Source organism: Sphaerochaeta sp. (assembly GCA_022482495.1).
GTDB lineage: Bacteria > Spirochaetota > Spirochaetia > Sphaerochaetales > Sphaerochaetaceae > RUG023.
On record JAKVPA010000002.1, the window covers coordinates 242,868 to 257,121 of the forward strand.

Annotated in this window: 17 protein-coding genes; 10 read left to right on the top strand and 7 right to left on the bottom strand. The window is 58.3% G+C overall.

Going from position 1 to position 14,254, the window contains the following annotated elements:
- Positions 1-99: 99 nt before the first annotated feature.
- Both LKE28_03785 and LKE28_03790 read right to left on the bottom strand, forming a co-directional pair.
- Positions 100-282 carry a PspC domain-containing protein gene (locus LKE28_03785; protein MCH3907374.1) on the bottom strand — a complete coding sequence of 61 codons (183 nt, stop codon included), beginning with the start codon at positions 280-282 and terminating at the stop codon, positions 100-102.
- Positions 272-940, bottom strand: coding sequence for a PspA/IM30 family protein (locus tag LKE28_03790; protein ID MCH3907375.1), 669 nt, complete (start codon positions 938-940; stop codon positions 272-274). The genes LKE28_03785 and LKE28_03790 overlap by 11 nt, the downstream gene beginning before the upstream one ends.
- Positions 941-1,130: 190 nt before the next feature.
- On the opposite strand from LKE28_03790, the gene LKE28_03795 reads away from it, so the two are divergent.
- Positions 1,131-2,537 carry an MATE family efflux transporter gene (locus LKE28_03795; GenBank protein ID MCH3907376.1) on the top strand — a complete coding sequence of 469 codons (1,407 nt, stop codon included), beginning with the start codon at positions 1,131-1,133 and terminating at the stop codon, positions 2,535-2,537.
- Here the strand turns inward: LKE28_03795 and LKE28_03800 are convergent.
- Positions 2,527-3,174 (bottom strand): Crp/Fnr family transcriptional regulator, encoded by a 648-nt coding sequence (locus LKE28_03800; protein ID MCH3907377.1) that lies wholly within the window; start codon positions 3,172-3,174, stop codon positions 2,527-2,529. The two genes, LKE28_03795 and LKE28_03800, sit on opposite strands and share 11 nt — an antisense overlap.
- A gap of 120 nt (positions 3,175-3,294) precedes the next feature.
- Here LKE28_03800 and LKE28_03805 point away from each other — a divergent pair, with 120 nt between their 5' ends.
- From LKE28_03805 to LKE28_03825, 5 genes are read left to right on the top strand one after another with little or no spacing between them, the layout of a single operon-like run.
- Positions 3,295-3,966, top strand: coding sequence for a 4Fe-4S binding protein (locus LKE28_03805; protein ID MCH3907378.1), 672 nt, complete (start codon positions 3,295-3,297; stop codon positions 3,964-3,966).
- 10 nt (positions 3,967-3,976) lie between these two features.
- On the top strand, positions 3,977-4,159 hold the full coding sequence (locus LKE28_03810; GenBank protein ID MCH3907379.1) for a ferredoxin: 183 nt from the start codon (positions 3,977-3,979) through the stop codon (positions 4,157-4,159).
- Positions 4,156-4,503 carry a cupin domain-containing protein gene (locus tag LKE28_03815; protein ID MCH3907380.1) on the top strand — a complete coding sequence of 116 codons (348 nt, stop codon included), beginning with the start codon at positions 4,156-4,158 and terminating at the stop codon, positions 4,501-4,503. The genes LKE28_03810 and LKE28_03815 overlap by 4 nt, the downstream gene beginning before the upstream one ends.
- Complete coding sequence (gene hcp, locus LKE28_03820; GenBank protein MCH3907381.1) at positions 4,500-6,023, top strand: hydroxylamine reductase; 1,524 nt, start codon at positions 4,500-4,502, stop codon at positions 6,021-6,023. Before LKE28_03815 ends, hcp begins: the two co-directional genes overlap by 4 nt.
- A gap of 35 nt (positions 6,024-6,058) precedes the next feature.
- Complete coding sequence (locus tag LKE28_03825; GenBank protein MCH3907382.1) at positions 6,059-6,850, top strand: YhfC family intramembrane metalloprotease; 792 nt, start codon at positions 6,059-6,061, stop codon at positions 6,848-6,850.
- Here LKE28_03825 and LKE28_03830 read toward each other — a convergent pair.
- Positions 6,812-8,407 carry an ATPase gene (locus LKE28_03830; protein ID MCH3907383.1) on the bottom strand — a complete coding sequence of 532 codons (1,596 nt, stop codon included), beginning with the start codon at positions 8,405-8,407 and terminating at the stop codon, positions 6,812-6,814. The two genes, LKE28_03825 and LKE28_03830, sit on opposite strands and share 39 nt — an antisense overlap.
- A gap of 17 nt (positions 8,408-8,424) precedes the next feature.
- Entirely contained in the window at positions 8,425-9,444 is a 1,020-nt protein-coding gene (locus LKE28_03835; GenBank protein MCH3907384.1) for a LacI family DNA-binding transcriptional regulator, read from the bottom strand.
- Between the two features lie 123 nt (positions 9,445-9,567).
- Between LKE28_03835 and rsmI the strand changes: the two genes are divergently transcribed.
- The 4 genes from rsmI (at position 9,568) to LKE28_03855 (ending at position 13,202) form a co-directional block, all read left to right on the top strand.
- Positions 9,568-10,254: a 16S rRNA (cytidine(1402)-2'-O)-methyltransferase gene (gene rsmI, locus LKE28_03840; protein ID MCH3907385.1), complete on the top strand. Its 687-nt coding sequence runs from the start codon at positions 9,568-9,570 to the stop codon at positions 10,252-10,254.
- The gene (locus tag LKE28_03845) at positions 10,232-11,023 is read left to right on the top strand and encodes a TrmH family RNA methyltransferase (GenBank protein MCH3907386.1); all 792 of its coding nucleotides are present in this window, start codon (positions 10,232-10,234) and stop codon (positions 11,021-11,023) included. The genes rsmI and LKE28_03845 overlap by 23 nt, the downstream gene beginning before the upstream one ends.
- A 380-nt stretch (positions 11,024-11,403) precedes the next feature.
- Positions 11,404-12,531: an ATP-binding protein gene (locus LKE28_03850; protein MCH3907387.1), complete on the top strand. Its 1,128-nt coding sequence runs from the start codon at positions 11,404-11,406 to the stop codon at positions 12,529-12,531.
- Positions 12,528-13,202, top strand: a complete 675-nt coding sequence (locus LKE28_03855; protein ID MCH3907388.1) for an RloB family protein — start codon at positions 12,528-12,530, stop codon at positions 13,200-13,202. Before LKE28_03850 ends, LKE28_03855 begins: the two co-directional genes overlap by 4 nt.
- Here the strand turns inward: LKE28_03855 and LKE28_03860 are convergent.
- Both LKE28_03860 and LKE28_03865 read right to left on the bottom strand, forming a co-directional pair.
- On the bottom strand, positions 13,162-13,767 hold the full coding sequence (locus tag LKE28_03860) for an alpha/beta hydrolase-fold protein (protein MCH3907389.1): 606 nt from the start codon (positions 13,765-13,767) through the stop codon (positions 13,162-13,164). The two genes, LKE28_03855 and LKE28_03860, sit on opposite strands and share 41 nt — an antisense overlap.
- Complete coding sequence (locus LKE28_03865; protein ID MCH3907390.1) at positions 13,764-14,156, bottom strand: hypothetical protein; 393 nt, start codon at positions 14,154-14,156, stop codon at positions 13,764-13,766. The genes LKE28_03860 and LKE28_03865 overlap by 4 nt, the downstream gene beginning before the upstream one ends.
- Positions 14,157-14,254 lie beyond the last annotated feature (98 nt).

Genomic DNA, 14,254 nt, shown 5'->3' on the forward strand with positions numbered 1-14,254 from the left:
CCAGTGAACGCGCCCCCATGATACTGGTTTTCTTGCATTCCGGCAAAAGGGAAGGACAAAGAAAAGGGATCCGATTTCCGGTCGGATCCCCGTTTGTCCTCACGATGGGGTGATGGCCACCCCCAACACGTACAGCAACGCCGCCGGGATGAAGCCGATGCGGCATGCCACCACCACGGCGATGATCCTGAGGATCCAGGCGTTGATGCCTGTTTTCCGGGAAAGCGTGGCGAACAGGCCAAGCAGCACCGGGGCGGTGGGGGACCGGTACTCACTTCGCATGGGTTTTATCCTTCAGCGCCTTCAGTTGCGCCTCGATGTCCGAGTCCTGTTCCATCTTGGCGAAGGTCTCATCGGTGGAGACGGTCCCCGATGGAGAACGGGACAGGTTGGCTTCAGCTTCCATCCGCTCGATCTTGGTCTCCAGATCCCGGAAATGGCGCATGATGTCCACTGACTCGCTCTTCTTCAGGACGGATTCCACCGTCTGCTTCTGGCGGGCGCTTTTGGCCCGTTCCACCAACGTGGCCTGTTTCCCTTTCACTTCTTCCAGCTTGTCATGGATTTCCGTAACCTGGGTCTCTTCCTTGGCGATGATTTCCGTCAACGCGGCGAGATGGATTTCCACCCGTTTGACCTGTTCGGTGGCGGTGCGTTTCTCGATCAAGGCTTCACGGGCCAGGTCATCACGGTTCTGCCCGACGGCCATTGACGCCCGTTCCTCCCACCGGCTGGCCGCGGCGGCGAATTCCAGTTTCTCCCGCTCCAACGTCTTCTTCTCCGCCTTGTGGTCGGCCAGGGACGCGCGGGCTTTGTCCAACGTCTCCTCCAGCTGGGTGATCATCAGGTTGATCATCTTCTGCGGGTCTTCCCATTTGTCCAATGCGCTGTTGAGATTGGCGCTCATAATGTCACTCATTCGTTTCCATACGTTGCTCATCTGTTGCTCCTTCCGATTGAAAATCGTTCACCAATAGCATTGCAGATGTCGTGCCAACTCGATAAAACCATAAAAACAACGCGAAAATCAGAGTTTTGGCGGGTTTTGCCATGGAAAGTGGTAAAATTAACCACCGGTTTGGTATGGATACCCACAGGGAAAACGTGTATCCTCGAGCAAAGAGCCTCTGATGTTGATCAACCTGCTGTTCTCCAAGAAATCCATGCTTGGTTCGATTCCGGAGCGTGGGCCCATCCCCCCGATGGGGCGTCTTCTCTCCCGGACGATGCGGGTGGCCTGGCCGGCCATCGTGGAGCAGTTCCTTGTCTCGCTGGTCTCCTTCATCGACACGGTGATGGTCAGCGGACTGGGGGCGTACGCCATCGCCGCCGTAGGACTGTGTGGACAGCCGAAGTTCATCACATTGATCCCGTTCTTCAGCCTGAACGTGGCGGTCTCCGCGTTGGTGGCCCGTCGCAAGGGGCAGGGGGACCGGGAATCAGCCAACCGGATTCTGTTGTTCTCCCTGAAATTCTCCGCCATCCTCACCGTCGTGATCTCCGTCCTTGGCGTTGCCTTCGCCGATCCCCTGATCCGGTTCGCCGGCAGCCAGCCGGACACCCACCAGGCGGCCGTGGCCTATTTCCGCATCGTCGTCGGAGGGATGGCGTTCAACGTGTTTTCGCTGGTGATCAACGCGGCGCAGCGGGGCGCGGGCAATACGATGATCGCCATGAAGACCAACCTGACTTCCAACGCCGTCAACCTGGTGCTGAACTACTGCCTGATCGGCGGACACTTCGGGTTTCCCGCCCTGGGGGTTCAGGGGGATGCCATCGCCACCGTCTCCGGTACGGTCGTCGCCCTCGTCATGTCCGTCGCTTCGGTGCTGCACAAGGATGGGTTCCTGTACGTGTTCCATGGGGAGAGGGGAAAACGGAAGATCGACCGGTTCTCCCTGCACAGCATGTGGAGCGTGGGATCGGCATCCCTGCTGGAACAACTGTTCCTCCGTATCGGCTTCATGACGTACGCCATCATCGTTGCCCATCTGGGTACGGTGGCGTTCGCCGCCCACCAGATCGGGATGAACATCATCTCGCTGTCGTTTTCCATCGGCAACGGGCTTTCCATCGCCGCCGTGGCGCTGGTCGGTGAGAGTCTGGGGGAAAAGCGTCCCGATCTCGCCCGGATGTTCGGCAGGATCTGCCAGCGTTTCGGCATGATCTTCTCGTTCTCCCTTGCCATCTGCTTCAGTACGGTGGGGAGGGATATCTTCCGTCTGTTCTCCGAGGATCCGGTGATCCTGGATTATGGGGGTACCATCATGCCGGTCATCGCCGTGATCGTCATCCTGCAGATCGCACAGGTAATCTTCTCCGGGTGCCTGAGGGGCGCCGGCGACACCCGTGCCGTCGCGTTGATCAGCCTGGTGTCGGTGACCTTCATCCGGCCGTTCTCCGGCTGGCTGTTCGTCTATCCGTTGCACGCAGGCCTGCTCGGCGCGTGGTTCGGCATTCTGGTGGACCAGTTCATGCGGTTCATCCTGACGTTCTTCCGCTATCGCAGCGGAAAATGGCTGGACATCATCCTGTAACCGTATCAGGTCGTTTCAGAATAAAACTGTTCTTGTCGCAGTACAGGACCCCTTCCTTCTCCAATTGGGACAGGGTGGAGGAGAGCGCGCTGCGGTCCACGCAGAGATAGTCGGCCAGTTGCTGGCGGTTGAACGGAATCTCGAACGATACGGCATGCTGGCGCACCGCCTCCCGGTACAGATAGGAAAGGACCCGCTCCCGGATGGTCCGGGGTGAGATGTCCTTGATCTTCCCGGTGAGCATCAGGTTCTTCGATGCCATGATGGACAGGAGGTTGGCGATCAGCCGGGAATGGAACGCGCACGCTTTGCCGCAGGGGGTGAACACCTTCTGCAGGGAAAGGAACTGGATGACACAGTCCGTGGCCGCCGTGACCTCCACGGCAAGCGGTTCTCCCGCGCAGGCGTACGCTTCTCCGAACACATCCCCTTCCGTCGCCGTTCCGATGATCCCTTCCCTGTCCCAGATGTCGTGGGACTTGATGTACACGGTGCCCTGGATGACGATGGCGATCTGCCGGATCACCGTGCCGCTGTGCCAGATGGCCTGGTCTTTGGCGTACCGTTTTTGCCGCATGCCCAGGCACCCGTACATTTCCTGGAGCTCTTCTGTGGTGATGCCGTGGAACAGTGTCATTGGTTCTCCTTCGTCTCAAGTATCATGGTACGCTTCATTCCGGTCAAGGAAAAATGTTGTAATTCCAACATACGAAGAACGGGAGTTCCTCTATTCTTGATGGAGAGAGAGGAAAAAAGGATGAAGCGTCAGGTCATTCAGATCGATGAACAGAAGTGCAATGGGTGTGGATTGTGCGCCCAGGCCTGTCATGAGGGGGCCATCGGCATGGTGAACGGGAAGGCGAAGTTGCTCAGGGACGACTACTGTGATGGCATGGGCGATTGCCTGCCGTCCTGCCCCCAGGGAGCCATCTCGTTCATCGAGAAGGAGACGGTCCCGTACGACAAGCAGGCGGTGCAGGCCCGCAAGGCCGCTTCCGGTTGCCCGGGGACACGGATGCGGATGATGAAACCGGAAGATGATGCCCGTCAGGCGCCGGTGTTCCATTCCCAGCTGAGGCAATGGCCGGTGCAGATCAAACTGGTGCCGGTCACCGCTCCGTACTTCCAGGGGGCGGACCTGCTGGTCGCCGCCGACTGTACGGCCTATGCCTACGCGGCGATGCATCAGGATTTCATCAAGGGCCGCGTCACGTTGGTCGGATGCCCAAAGCTGGACGCGGTGGATTACACGGAGAAACTGCAGGCCATTTTGGAGTCGAATGACATCCGAAGCCTGGTGATCGTCCGGATGGAGGTCCCCTGTTGCGGGGGCTTGGAAGCGGCGGCGAAGACGGCGCTGAAGAATTCAGGGAAGTTCATCCCGTGGCGGGTGGTGACCATCACCATCGACGGGAACAAGATCGAATAGGAGGAGACAAATGAAGTATCATGTGGATGCGGATACGTGTATCGGGTGCGGGTTGTGCGCAGGCACCTGCCCGGAGATTTTCTCGCTGAATGACCAAGGCAAGGCGGTGGCCAAGGAAACGGACACCGATCTTTCCACGGCAAAGGACGCCATGGACGGATGCCCGGTAGGGGCCATCGGGGAGGCGGAATGATCAAGAACATCCCGTTTTCCGAGGTGATGGATCTGGCGGGCCAGGTGTCCGTCGCGAAGGGACAGGTGGTCTCCAAGACGCTTGCCCAGAACGACGCGGTGAGCATCACGTTGTTCTCCTTCGCCAAAGGGGAGGAGATCAGCACCCACCAGAGCAGTGGGGACGCCATGGTGCTGGTGTTGGATGGCAAAGGGCGGTTCACCGTCGGGGGTACGCCGTTTGAAGTGAAGAAAGGGGAGACGATCGTTATGCCGGCGCGCGTTCCCCACGCGGTGTACGCGGTGGAGGATTTCAAGATGCTTCTCACCGTGGTGTTTCCCGAACAAACAAAGGAGTCGGTATGAACGAGATGTTTTGTTTCCAGTGTGAGCAGACGGCACAGTGCAAAGGATGCACCGGGCGTGCCGGAGTATGCGGCAAACCGGCCGAGGTGGCAAACCTGCAGGACAAGCTGGTCGGCGCCTTGATCGGCATCGCCGGCAACCGGAAGGCGGACCGGCTGGTCATCACCTCGCTGTTCGCCACCATCACCAACGTCGATTTTGACGCGGCCAAAATCCAGGAGTTGATCGACCAGGTCCATGTCTACGGCCACAACGACTATGACATGCAGGACATCTGGACGGCGGAGGAGGACATCCGCAGCCTGAAGTCCTTGATCCTGTTCGGCATCAAGGGAATGGCCGCCTACGCCTACCACGCCATGGTGCTGGGGTATGCCGACGAGACGGTCACCGCGTACTTCCACGAAGCGCTGTACGCGCTGGGCACTTCGTGGACGGCGGAGCGTCTGTTGCCGCTGGTGCTGAAAACCGGGGAGGTGAACCTCTCCTGCATGGCGATGCTGGACAAGGCCAACACCACCACGTATGGCGATCCCACGCCGGTTGTCGTCCCCCTGACCATCGAGCCGGGTCCGTTCATCGTCGTCTCCGGTCATGACCTGAAGGATCTCCAGTTGCTGTTGGAACAGACCGATGGGAAAGGCATCAACGTGTACACCCATGGAGAGATGCTTCCCGCCCATGGCTACCCGCTGTTGAAGAAACACCCCCAGCTGAAAGGGAACTTCGGCACGGCGTGGCAGAACCAGCAGAAGGAGTTTGACGGGATCCCCGCTCCGGTGCTGTTCACCACCAACTGCCTGATGCCGCCCCGTCCCAGCTACGCCGACCGGGTGTTCACCACCGAGGTGGTGGAGTATCCGTCGCTGGTCCACATCGACGAGAAGAAAGACTTCTCCCCGGTGATCGCCAAGGCGCTGGAACTGGGAGGATACCCGGAGAAGCACCGGATGACCGGCATCAACGGAGGAGATACGGTGACCACCGGTTTCGGCCGGGCAGCCGTCCTTTCCCAGGCGGGGAAGGTGGTCAAGCTGGTCAAGGATGGGAAGATCTCCCATTTCTTTTTGGTCGGCGGCTGTGACGGCGCCAAGCCGGGACGGAACTACTTCACCGACTTCGTCAAGGAAACGCCCAAGGATTCGGTGATCCTTACCCTTGCCTGCGGCAAGTACCGGTTCAATGATCTGGATCTGGGGACGATCGAAGGACTGCCGCGGATCCTGGACATGGGCCAGTGCAACGACGCCTATGGCGCCATCCAGGTGGCGTTGGCGCTCTCCCAGGCGTTTGGTTGTGGGGTCAACGACCTGCCGCTCTCGTTCGTCCTGTCCTGGTACGAGCAGAAGGCGGTGTGCATTCTGCTGACGTTGCTGTACCTTGGGGTCAAGCGGATCGTCCTGGGGCCGACGCTTCCCGCGTTTGTCTCTCCGGGCGTGCTGGATTTCCTGGTCACCCAGTACGGCATCGCTCCGGTGACCAATCCGAAGGATGATCTGGCTCGCTTGTTACACAAGTGAACAGCATCTATACTGTCCCCTGAAAGGGGGAGGGTATGGTGGCGACATCAAAGATTCTCGCGTTGGGATGCAGCGTCATCGTGGCCATCGGGCTGCCGGTGGCGTTGCTTCTGTGGTGGCACAAACGGACCAAAGCTTCCTGGCGGGATGCCGCTGTGGGGGCGTTGGTCTTTTTCGTATTCGCTTTGGTGTTGGAGCAATTGCTCCACATGGTGGTGTGGCGCACCCCGGTGCCCACCATCCCATGGGCGATGATCCTGTACGGGTCGTTTGCCGCCGGCGTGTTTGAGGAGACCGGCCGCTACGTCGGGTTCCGGTTTTTGCTGAAGCGGCAGAACCGGAAGGAAGACGCCATCATGTACGGCATCGGGCACGGGGGTCTGGAGTCGGTGTTGATCTCCGGCCTTTCGCTTCTGGTGACGTTGGTGGTCGTCCTGCGTTCCAATGCAGGTGCGATCCTTTCCCCGGCATTCCAGCAGACGGTCGCCGCCGTGGGGGCGGGGGATGTTCCGACGTTGCTTGCCGGAGGGATCGAGCGGATCATCGCCATCGCCCTGCACATCGCCTTGAGCGTGTTGGTGTTCCAAGCGGTCAAGCGCCCAGGGTGCGTCTGGCTGTATCCGCTTGCCATTCTGCTCCACGCCGCGGTGGACAGTCTGGCCATGCTGTACCGCTACCAAATCCTCTCCGTGCCGGTGATGGCGTTGGAGGGGTTGGTGGCGCTTGCGACGTTGCTTGTCTGTCTGTTCGCCGCGTGGCGGTATCGCCATGATGCCGCCGGCGATGCGTCACTTCACGTGGGCGATGGCGCTCTTCAGGACCGGTAATCCCGCTTTGTATCGGGCGAGGAAAAGGTTGAACCCGTCCACGTCCGCTTTGCTCGGGGCGAGCGTGCTGGCTTTCGCCGAGGCGAACACGTTCTTGTTCAGCCAGTCCGGCAGGCTTGTCCGTTTTCCGTCGGCCAGATAGGCGGCAAGGAGCGCGATGCCCCAGGCGCCGCCTTCCCCGGCGGTGGTCAGCACGGAGACCGGGGTGTGCAGCGCGGCTGCCATCATCCGCTGGCCCACCTCGGCCGTCTTGAAGAATCCTCCGTGCCCGTTGATGGCATCCAGCTTCACCTGTTCGTCATCGAACAGGATGTCCATGCCGATGCGGAGCGCTCCGCAGGCGGTGAACAGCTGGGCGCGCATGAAGTTTGCCAGGGTGAACGAGTTCTTCATCTCACGGATGAACATCGGTCTGCCTTCGGAGATGCCGGTCATCGCTTCTCCGGAAAGATAGTTGTACGGAAGCAGTCCTCCGCACTCCTTGTCCCCATCGAGGGACGTCTCCAGCAGGGCGTCATACAACAGCGGTTTCTTCACTTTTGCTCCGGTAACTGTCTCCACCACTTCCTGGAACAGATGCATCCAGTGGTCGTACTCGCCGGTGCAGTTGTTGGCGTGGCTCATCGCCACGGCCAGTCCGTCCGGGGTGGTGACCAGGTCGATCAAATCGGGATAGGCCTTGGAGAGGGGCCGTTCCAACACCACCATGGCGAAGACGCTGGTGCCCGCCGAGACGTTTCCCGTCCGGGGCGCCACGCTGTTCGTCGCCACCATGCCGGTTCCCGCATCCCCTTCGGGAGGGCAGAACGGAACACCGGCCTGCAACGTCCCGGTTGGATCGAGGAGCTTTGCTCCGTCTTCCGTCAACACGCCGGCAGGCTGTCCGGCGACACGGACCTCAGGAAGAATTTCCTTGATGCGCCACCCAAAGTGGTGGTCCTTCACCAAATCATCGAACTGGGTGAGCATCTTCGCCTGGTAGTCTTTCGTTTCACTGTCGATGGGGAACATGCCGGACGCGTCCCCGATGCCCAGGATGTTCTCACCGGTCAGCAGGAAATGGACGTAGCCGGCGAGGGTGGTCATGTGGGCGATCTCCTTGACGTGCGGTTCTCCGTTGAGAATCGCCTGGTACAGGTGCGCCACCGACCAGCGTTGGGGGATGGGGAAGTTGAAGTGTGCGGTGAGTTTTTGTGCCGCTTCTTCCGTGATGGTGTTCCGCCAGGTGCGGAACGGGACCAGTTGGTTCTGGTGTGCGCCAAAGACCAGGTAGCCATGCATCATGGCGCTGACCCCCATCGCTCGGAGGTGACGGATGGGAAGGCCATACTTCTCCTTGACCTCTTTGGCAAGGTTGGCGTAACAGGCTTGCAGGCCATGGCGGACCTCGGCCAGGTCATACGTCCAGATGCCGTCGACCAGTTGGTTTTCCCAATCGTACCCACCTTGCGCGATGGGCGTGTTGTGGCTGTCGACCATCACCGCCTTGATGCGGGTCGAACCGAATTCGATGCCGACGACCGCCTTCCCCTCCTCAATTACCTGTTTCACATCCATTTCGTTCCTCTCCTTTTTCAATCAATCGTATCGACGAGATTCTCCTTGAAGAAAATGTCGATGGGTATATGCACATTGGGTTCCGGGGTCTGCTGGAGCACCACCTGTTTGTACAGCTGGTACACCCCGGTGTACCCCTGGTACGCCGGGCGTTGGCTGATGATGCAGTCGATGCCTCCGTCTTCCAGCGCCTTGCGGTTCTCTGGAACGAGATCATAGCCGACCAGCACGACGTTCTGTTTTTTGCCTCGGGAGACCAGATAGGAGGCGACGGCGCCGGTGATGGACGAGGTGACGAAAATGCCCCGGATGTCCTGATGCTCTGCGAAGACTCCGTCCAAAATGCCGGGAAGCGCCTGCTCGGTGGGGAAGACGACGTCGGTGACCTGATTGCCAGGCTGTCCTTCCAGATTGGCCCGGAACCCCGCGGCCCGCTGCCTGCTGTTGTAGGCATCCGGATGGATCTGCAGGCAGAGGTATCGCCCGGAAGAGCCGGTAAGCAGTCTGCTGATCTTGCCGGCGACGAATCCGCCGCGGTAGGCGTTCTGGGCGATGGTGGACAGGGCGGGGAAGTCAGGATAGGCCGAGTCGATCAAACAGACGGGGGGAAGATCCTCCATCGTCTTGATCTTTTTCATTGATTCGGAATTGGGAGGGGGAAGCAATACCGCTTCCGGATGGGTGGCCATCACCGATTGGAACAGCGCGAGGAAATCCGCCGTGCTTTCCCGATGGAACTGATGGATCTCCACCACGACGTTGAAGCTTTCCAGCTCCTGCGCCGCCTTGAGAATGCCGCTTGCCACCAAATCCCAGTATCGTGATTCCGACTGCAGGTAGGGGAGCAGTACGGCGATGTGGTAGTGCTTGCCCAGCTTGAGGTTCCGGGCGTAGGTGTTTGGCTTGTACCCGCTCTGGTCGATGATCGCCTGGACCCGCCGACGGGTTTCTTCGCACACTCCGTCTCGCTGGTGGACCACCCGGTCCACCGTGCCGATGGAGACTCCGCTTTTTTCCGCTATTTCCTTGATCGTCATCACTGTTCCTTTGCGTTGGAAACGTACACGTACGAGTATACTCTCTGGGATTGCGGATTGCAAACAGTTCTTTTCGTTCCTATACTGGCTTGGGGAGGAGCGGACGTGAGCGCGACATTGTACATGGTTGCCACACCCATCGGAAACCTTGGGGACATCACCTACCGGGCGGTGGAGACGTTGAAGGCGGTGGATGTGATCGCCTGCGAGGATACCCGCCACACGGCGTTGCTGCTCTCCCACTATGAGATCCACAAGCGGCAGATCGCCTGTCACGCCTACAATGAGACGGACAGCGCCAAAGGAATCATCGGTCTGCTTGCCCAAGGACTGTCCGTCGCCTATGTCAGTGACGCCGGCACCCCGGGGGTCAGTGATCCTGGGTCCCGCCTTGCCGAAGCGGTCCGTCAGGCAGGCTATCCGGTCTGCCCGATCCCCGGGCCTTCCGCGGTGGTCACGTTGGTCAGCGCCGCCGGCTTCACCGGTAAAAGCTTCACGTTCGAAGGGTTCCTCTCCCCCAAAGCGGGAAGGAGGACAAGCCGCCTGACCGAACTGCTCGCCCGAAACGAGGCGTTCGTCATCTATGAGTCTCCGTTCCGCATCGTGAAGACGCTGGGGGAGATCGCCCAGCTGGACGCAGTACGGCAGGTGGTCGTCGGCCGGGAGATGACCAAGATCCATGAGGAGTACCTGACCGGCACGGCACAGGAGGTGGCGGATGATCTTTCATCCCGTCCGGCCGTCAAAGGGGAATTCGCCGTTCTGGTGCGCCCCGGAAAGGAGAAAGATGATTACCCTGAGGAAGCTTGAAGGGCTGCCCGACCGGGTGTGCGTCCATAAGACGGCCATCGTGCTGCACGAAGCGGCGATGGATTTGGTTGCGGGTCGTCCCGTCGACATGGGCTATGTCCGCTCGATTCGGGAGGTGTTTGCGTTGCCCAAGGTGCGCGCCCTCCTGTCTTCTTCGGCTCTGGCGCGTCTGGATGGCCTTGCCGTCCTGATGGAAACACGGACAGGCCGTGATCTTGCGTTCACCCTGGAAGATGTTTCCCAATTGTTTCTTTCCGTGCTGGGGGCCGAACCGTCCGATTGGGACTTCACCGATCCGGAGGGGAGGTTGGATGCCCAGCGGCGCGTCATCAAACCCCACACGTTGGTGTTGGATCGTCTTCGCGCTCCGTTCAACGTCGGTTCCATCTTCCGGACGGCGGACAGCTTCGGCATCGCTGAGATCCTGATGGTGGAGGGGACGGCACAGGTGAGCCATCCCCGGTGCGTCCGAACCGCCCGTGGGACGGTGGACACCGTGGCGCACCAGGTGCTCTCCGAGGATGCGATGGTTTCGTTGCTTCGTGGCAAGCCGGTCTTCGCGCTGGAACTGGGCGGGACGGACATCCATTCCTTTCCGTTCCCTTCCGAAGGGTATGCCGTCATCGGCAGCGAGGAGATGGGCGTCTCACCGGCGTTGCTCTCCCTCTGTGACCACAGCTTGGGACGTGTCTCCATCCCGCTTTCCGGCACCAAAGGTTCCCTGAACGTCTCCGTCGCCGTGGGGATCATGCTCTCCCATTGGGTTTGAACCCACTGGATGGTTGATCCTTTGCCTGCAGGGATTCATCTTGCGTGAGTGTCCATCGATATCTTATACTTGCAAAATATTTGCAAACTTTTCCAATATAACCTATATTATACGGTGTAATAAGCGAATAATTGCAAAGAATAATACAAAGATAGTTGAGGAGCTGATATGCTTGTAAGCTTTTCTTTTGCGAACTTCAAGTCTTTTCGTGATGAGACAAAGCTCTCTTTGGAGCCGGTGATCAAGCAAAAGGACCTTTTGTACAGTATTCTCCATACCCACGTTGGAAGGAGGATTGCCAGGGACTTTGTTCTTCGGTTTTCTATGGTCCGAATGCTTCTGGAAAATCGAACGTCATTTGCGCCCTGCATGTATTCAAGATGATCATTCTGCGAGGAAACATCAGAAACAAGATTGACGCTCCCGATCCTGATGCCGCAGCGCAACGATTGGAATTGATACCGAACCAATCCTTCACAGAACCACATCCCACCAGTTTCTCCATTACCTTCTGTCATCTTGGACATCACTATACGTATCATCTTTCTTTTCTCATTGGCACATTCCTTGATACGGAAACCAAGCGGGAAATCCTTGAAGAAGTGTTGGTCGTTGATGGAAAAGAAGCCTTCCGGAGGGAAGCGGAACAACCTCTTTCCGTTTCCTTTTCTGACCAAGGTACCCTTTCCCAAAAAGATAAAATTGTGCTCAGCAAGGCGAGTTCTGATAATCTTGACCCTGAAGAACTGTTTCTCACCGGTGGGTTCAAATCATTGTACGCAGCAAAACAAGTAGCTGCGATCCAGGACTGGTTTCGTCAATACTTGCTGGTTTTCTTTTCCTCGAACACCCTCGCTTCCGGCCCTCTGCTCCCGCAAGCGCCCCAAAATGGCCCGCGGGTCACCCGGCTTCTGGAACCGGTACTGCCAAAATTCGGCATTACCGGGAACGCGTTGGGATACTTCACTCCCAAAGGGGAGACGGATGCGAAGTTGTGTTCTCTGATCCCGTCACCTCAGGACCCCAAGAAAACCTGCATTCTTCCCGCGGAGACCTTTGAATCTCTGGGCACGGTACGTTTCATGAACCTGTTCCCTCTTCTTTCCGATGCGATCAAACACGGAAAGACATTGGTGATCGATGAATTTGACGCGTCATTGCATTCCTTCGTCGTCATGAACATCATCAAAATCTTCCATAACGACGAAATCAATACCAACGGAGCCCAACTTTTGTTCAACACCCAAAATCCGTTGTATTTGGACGGGGAGTTGTTCCGGCGGGATGAGATCAAATTCATTGATCGGGATGAACACACCCAAGCCAGTACGCTGTATGCCCTTTCCGATTTCCCCACCACGGGAGCGAATGCGGTACGGAAAGGAGAGGATTACCTGAAGAATTATCTCATCGGCAAATATGGTGCGGTTCGTCATATTGATCTTTCCCCGCTTTTCACCCAAAAGGCGCAATCTCGTTCGGATGGAAAAAAGGGGAGAAAGAGTTGAAACCCGGCCGGCAGAAAACAACCAAGTTGTTTTACTTTTCCGTGGAAGGGTCTACAGAACAATGGTACCTGGAGTGGTTGTGTGCGCAGATCAACAAGGAACAAGCGGCGACGGCAAACGTGCGGTTTGTCATCAAACAATGCAGATTGCCGTCGCAATTGGTCAAATCCTACCTGGTCGGGCATACCCCTGTCATTCATCTCTGTGATTATGAGGAAGACACCCATGAACAGGAAACCGCGTTCAGAACCTGCTTGGGTGACATGCAAAAGCAAAAAGGGGTGAATTTCATCTTCGGCTACAGTAATTTCACCTTTGATCTCTGGATCATCCTCCATAACCTCCCCAAAGAGAAACTTTCTCGTGTCCGTGTCGATTCCAGGAACCACTATCTGGAGGTCATCAACCAAACGTTCTCGTGCAGTTTTTCCCAAATGGAAGCTTATAAGCGAGAACGGAATTTCAAGCAGAAGATTCTGGGCCGGCTCTCCCTCGATTCGGTGCGGAATGCGATCTCCTGTGCGGATGCCATCATGGAGCAGAGGAAACGCACCGATACCCCGGTGAAGGTTGGACGGTATGCGTATTATCCGGCGGCTCCCTCTACCGCATTGGGCCATGACGTGGTCGCTATGATCCTGAACGGTTGTGGACTGAAGGCGAGGGCGTGACGGGAGAAAGTTGGCTCTGTATCCACGAGAGCGTCTGTTCCATACGTACGTCCAAGGCGTGCATGTGGCCGTACGGATCGGTCTGGTAGGTGCCCCGCAACGTGGTGCTGGTGAAATCCGTCGCCGTCCTGCTCTCCCGCAACTCGTCTTTTCTTCCCCGTCCCTCGTTTTCTCCGGAACAGAAGTAGTACGACGTCTGAGGAATGGGCTGATCGACAAGCCAGGTCGTCCAGCCCGGATACCAGAACGACCCGGAAATGGAAGCGCAGAACGAGAAGACCGGGTGGGTGATGGTTGCGTACACGGCAAACAACCCTCCCAGCGACACCCCGATGATCCCCAGCTTCCCATCGGTGGGGATCGTCTTCATCAGCTTGTCCAGGTAGGCGTCTGCCTTGCCTCCGAAGCGGCCGCCACCGTGGAGCGCCGGGATGACCGCCGGCCATGGGGTGAAGGCGTCGCCCCTCCGTTTCGGCTCCACCGGGATGATCGCTACGCCGGGGAGCGGACTGAGGTACGGAGCGAGGTCGGTGAAGTCGGGAACCAGCAGGTACGTGGTGCTCATGATGTCTCAAAGTATACACGCTTTCTGCTCTCCGTGCTGAAAAGGAACAGGACATTCGTCGCCGTCCCGTCCTTGCGGAGACGCAGCCCGCTGTCTTTTCCTTCCCGATACAACGTGCCATTGGCAATCCGGAAGACAAGATCCCGTTTTCCGGTGGCGGAAAGGGTGATGACATCCCCGCCATCAGAGAAGGTGATGGATTTGATGACCCACCCCACCTCGGGAAGGGTCGGGGAGGAAGCGCCTCCCTCAGATGTCCAGCGGGTTGCGGCCAGAAACGTGGGAGAGGGGATGTCGCCATCGGGCAGTTCCGGTCCCGTTTTCTTCCAGATGGCCAGGGCGGCCGTCAGGCAGATGATGATGACAAGGATGATGGTGGTGCGTCGCATGGGGACAGTCTCCCGCCCTTTGGGAAAAGCGCCAGCACGAATAACTCGATGATTCTCCCGAGAGGGGGATGCCCCCCCTCGGGATGAGCGGAGATGGA

Excerpts from the sequence above, each read along its gene's own strand:
- LKE28_03815 (MCH3907380.1), top strand. The coding sequence starts at position 4,156 with ATGATCAAGAACATCCCGTTTTCCGAGGTGATGGATCTGGCGGGCCAG.
- LKE28_03850 (MCH3907387.1), top strand. The coding sequence starts at position 11,404 with ATGATCATTCTGCGAGGAAACATCAGAAACAAGATTGACGCTCCCGAT.
- LKE28_03825 (MCH3907382.1), top strand. The coding sequence starts at position 6,059 with ATGGTGGCGACATCAAAGATTCTCGCGTTGGGATGCAGCGTCATCGTG.
- LKE28_03795 (MCH3907376.1), top strand. The coding sequence starts at position 1,131 with ATGTTGATCAACCTGCTGTTCTCCAAGAAATCCATGCTTGGTTCGATT.
- LKE28_03790 (MCH3907375.1), bottom strand. The coding sequence starts at position 940 with ATGAGCAACGTATGGAAACGAATGAGTGACATTATGAGCGCCAATCTC.
- LKE28_03845 (MCH3907386.1), top strand. The coding sequence starts at position 10,232 with ATGATTACCCTGAGGAAGCTTGAAGGGCTGCCCGACCGGGTGTGCGTC.
- LKE28_03865 (MCH3907390.1), bottom strand. The coding sequence starts at position 14,156 with ATGCGACGCACCACCATCATCCTTGTCATCATCATCTGCCTGACGGCC.
- LKE28_03835 (MCH3907384.1), bottom strand. The coding sequence starts at position 9,444 with ATGACGATCAAGGAAATAGCGGAAAAAAGCGGAGTCTCCATCGGCACG.
- LKE28_03830 (MCH3907383.1), bottom strand. The coding sequence starts at position 8,407 with ATGGATGTGAAACAGGTAATTGAGGAGGGGAAGGCGGTCGTCGGCATC.
- LKE28_03785 (MCH3907374.1), bottom strand. The coding sequence starts at position 282 with ATGCGAAGTGAGTACCGGTCCCCCACCGCCCCGGTGCTGCTTGGCCTG.
- LKE28_03860 (MCH3907389.1), bottom strand. The coding sequence starts at position 13,767 with ATGAGCACCACGTACCTGCTGGTTCCCGACTTCACCGACCTCGCTCCG.
- rsmI (MCH3907385.1), top strand. The coding sequence starts at position 9,568 with ATGGTTGCCACACCCATCGGAAACCTTGGGGACATCACCTACCGGGCG.
- LKE28_03800 (MCH3907377.1), bottom strand. The coding sequence starts at position 3,174 with ATGACACTGTTCCACGGCATCACCACAGAAGAGCTCCAGGAAATGTAC.
- hcp (MCH3907381.1), top strand. The coding sequence starts at position 4,500 with ATGAACGAGATGTTTTGTTTCCAGTGTGAGCAGACGGCACAGTGCAAA.
- LKE28_03810 (MCH3907379.1), top strand. The coding sequence starts at position 3,977 with ATGAAGTATCATGTGGATGCGGATACGTGTATCGGGTGCGGGTTGTGC.
- LKE28_03805 (MCH3907378.1), top strand. The coding sequence starts at position 3,295 with ATGAAGCGTCAGGTCATTCAGATCGATGAACAGAAGTGCAATGGGTGT.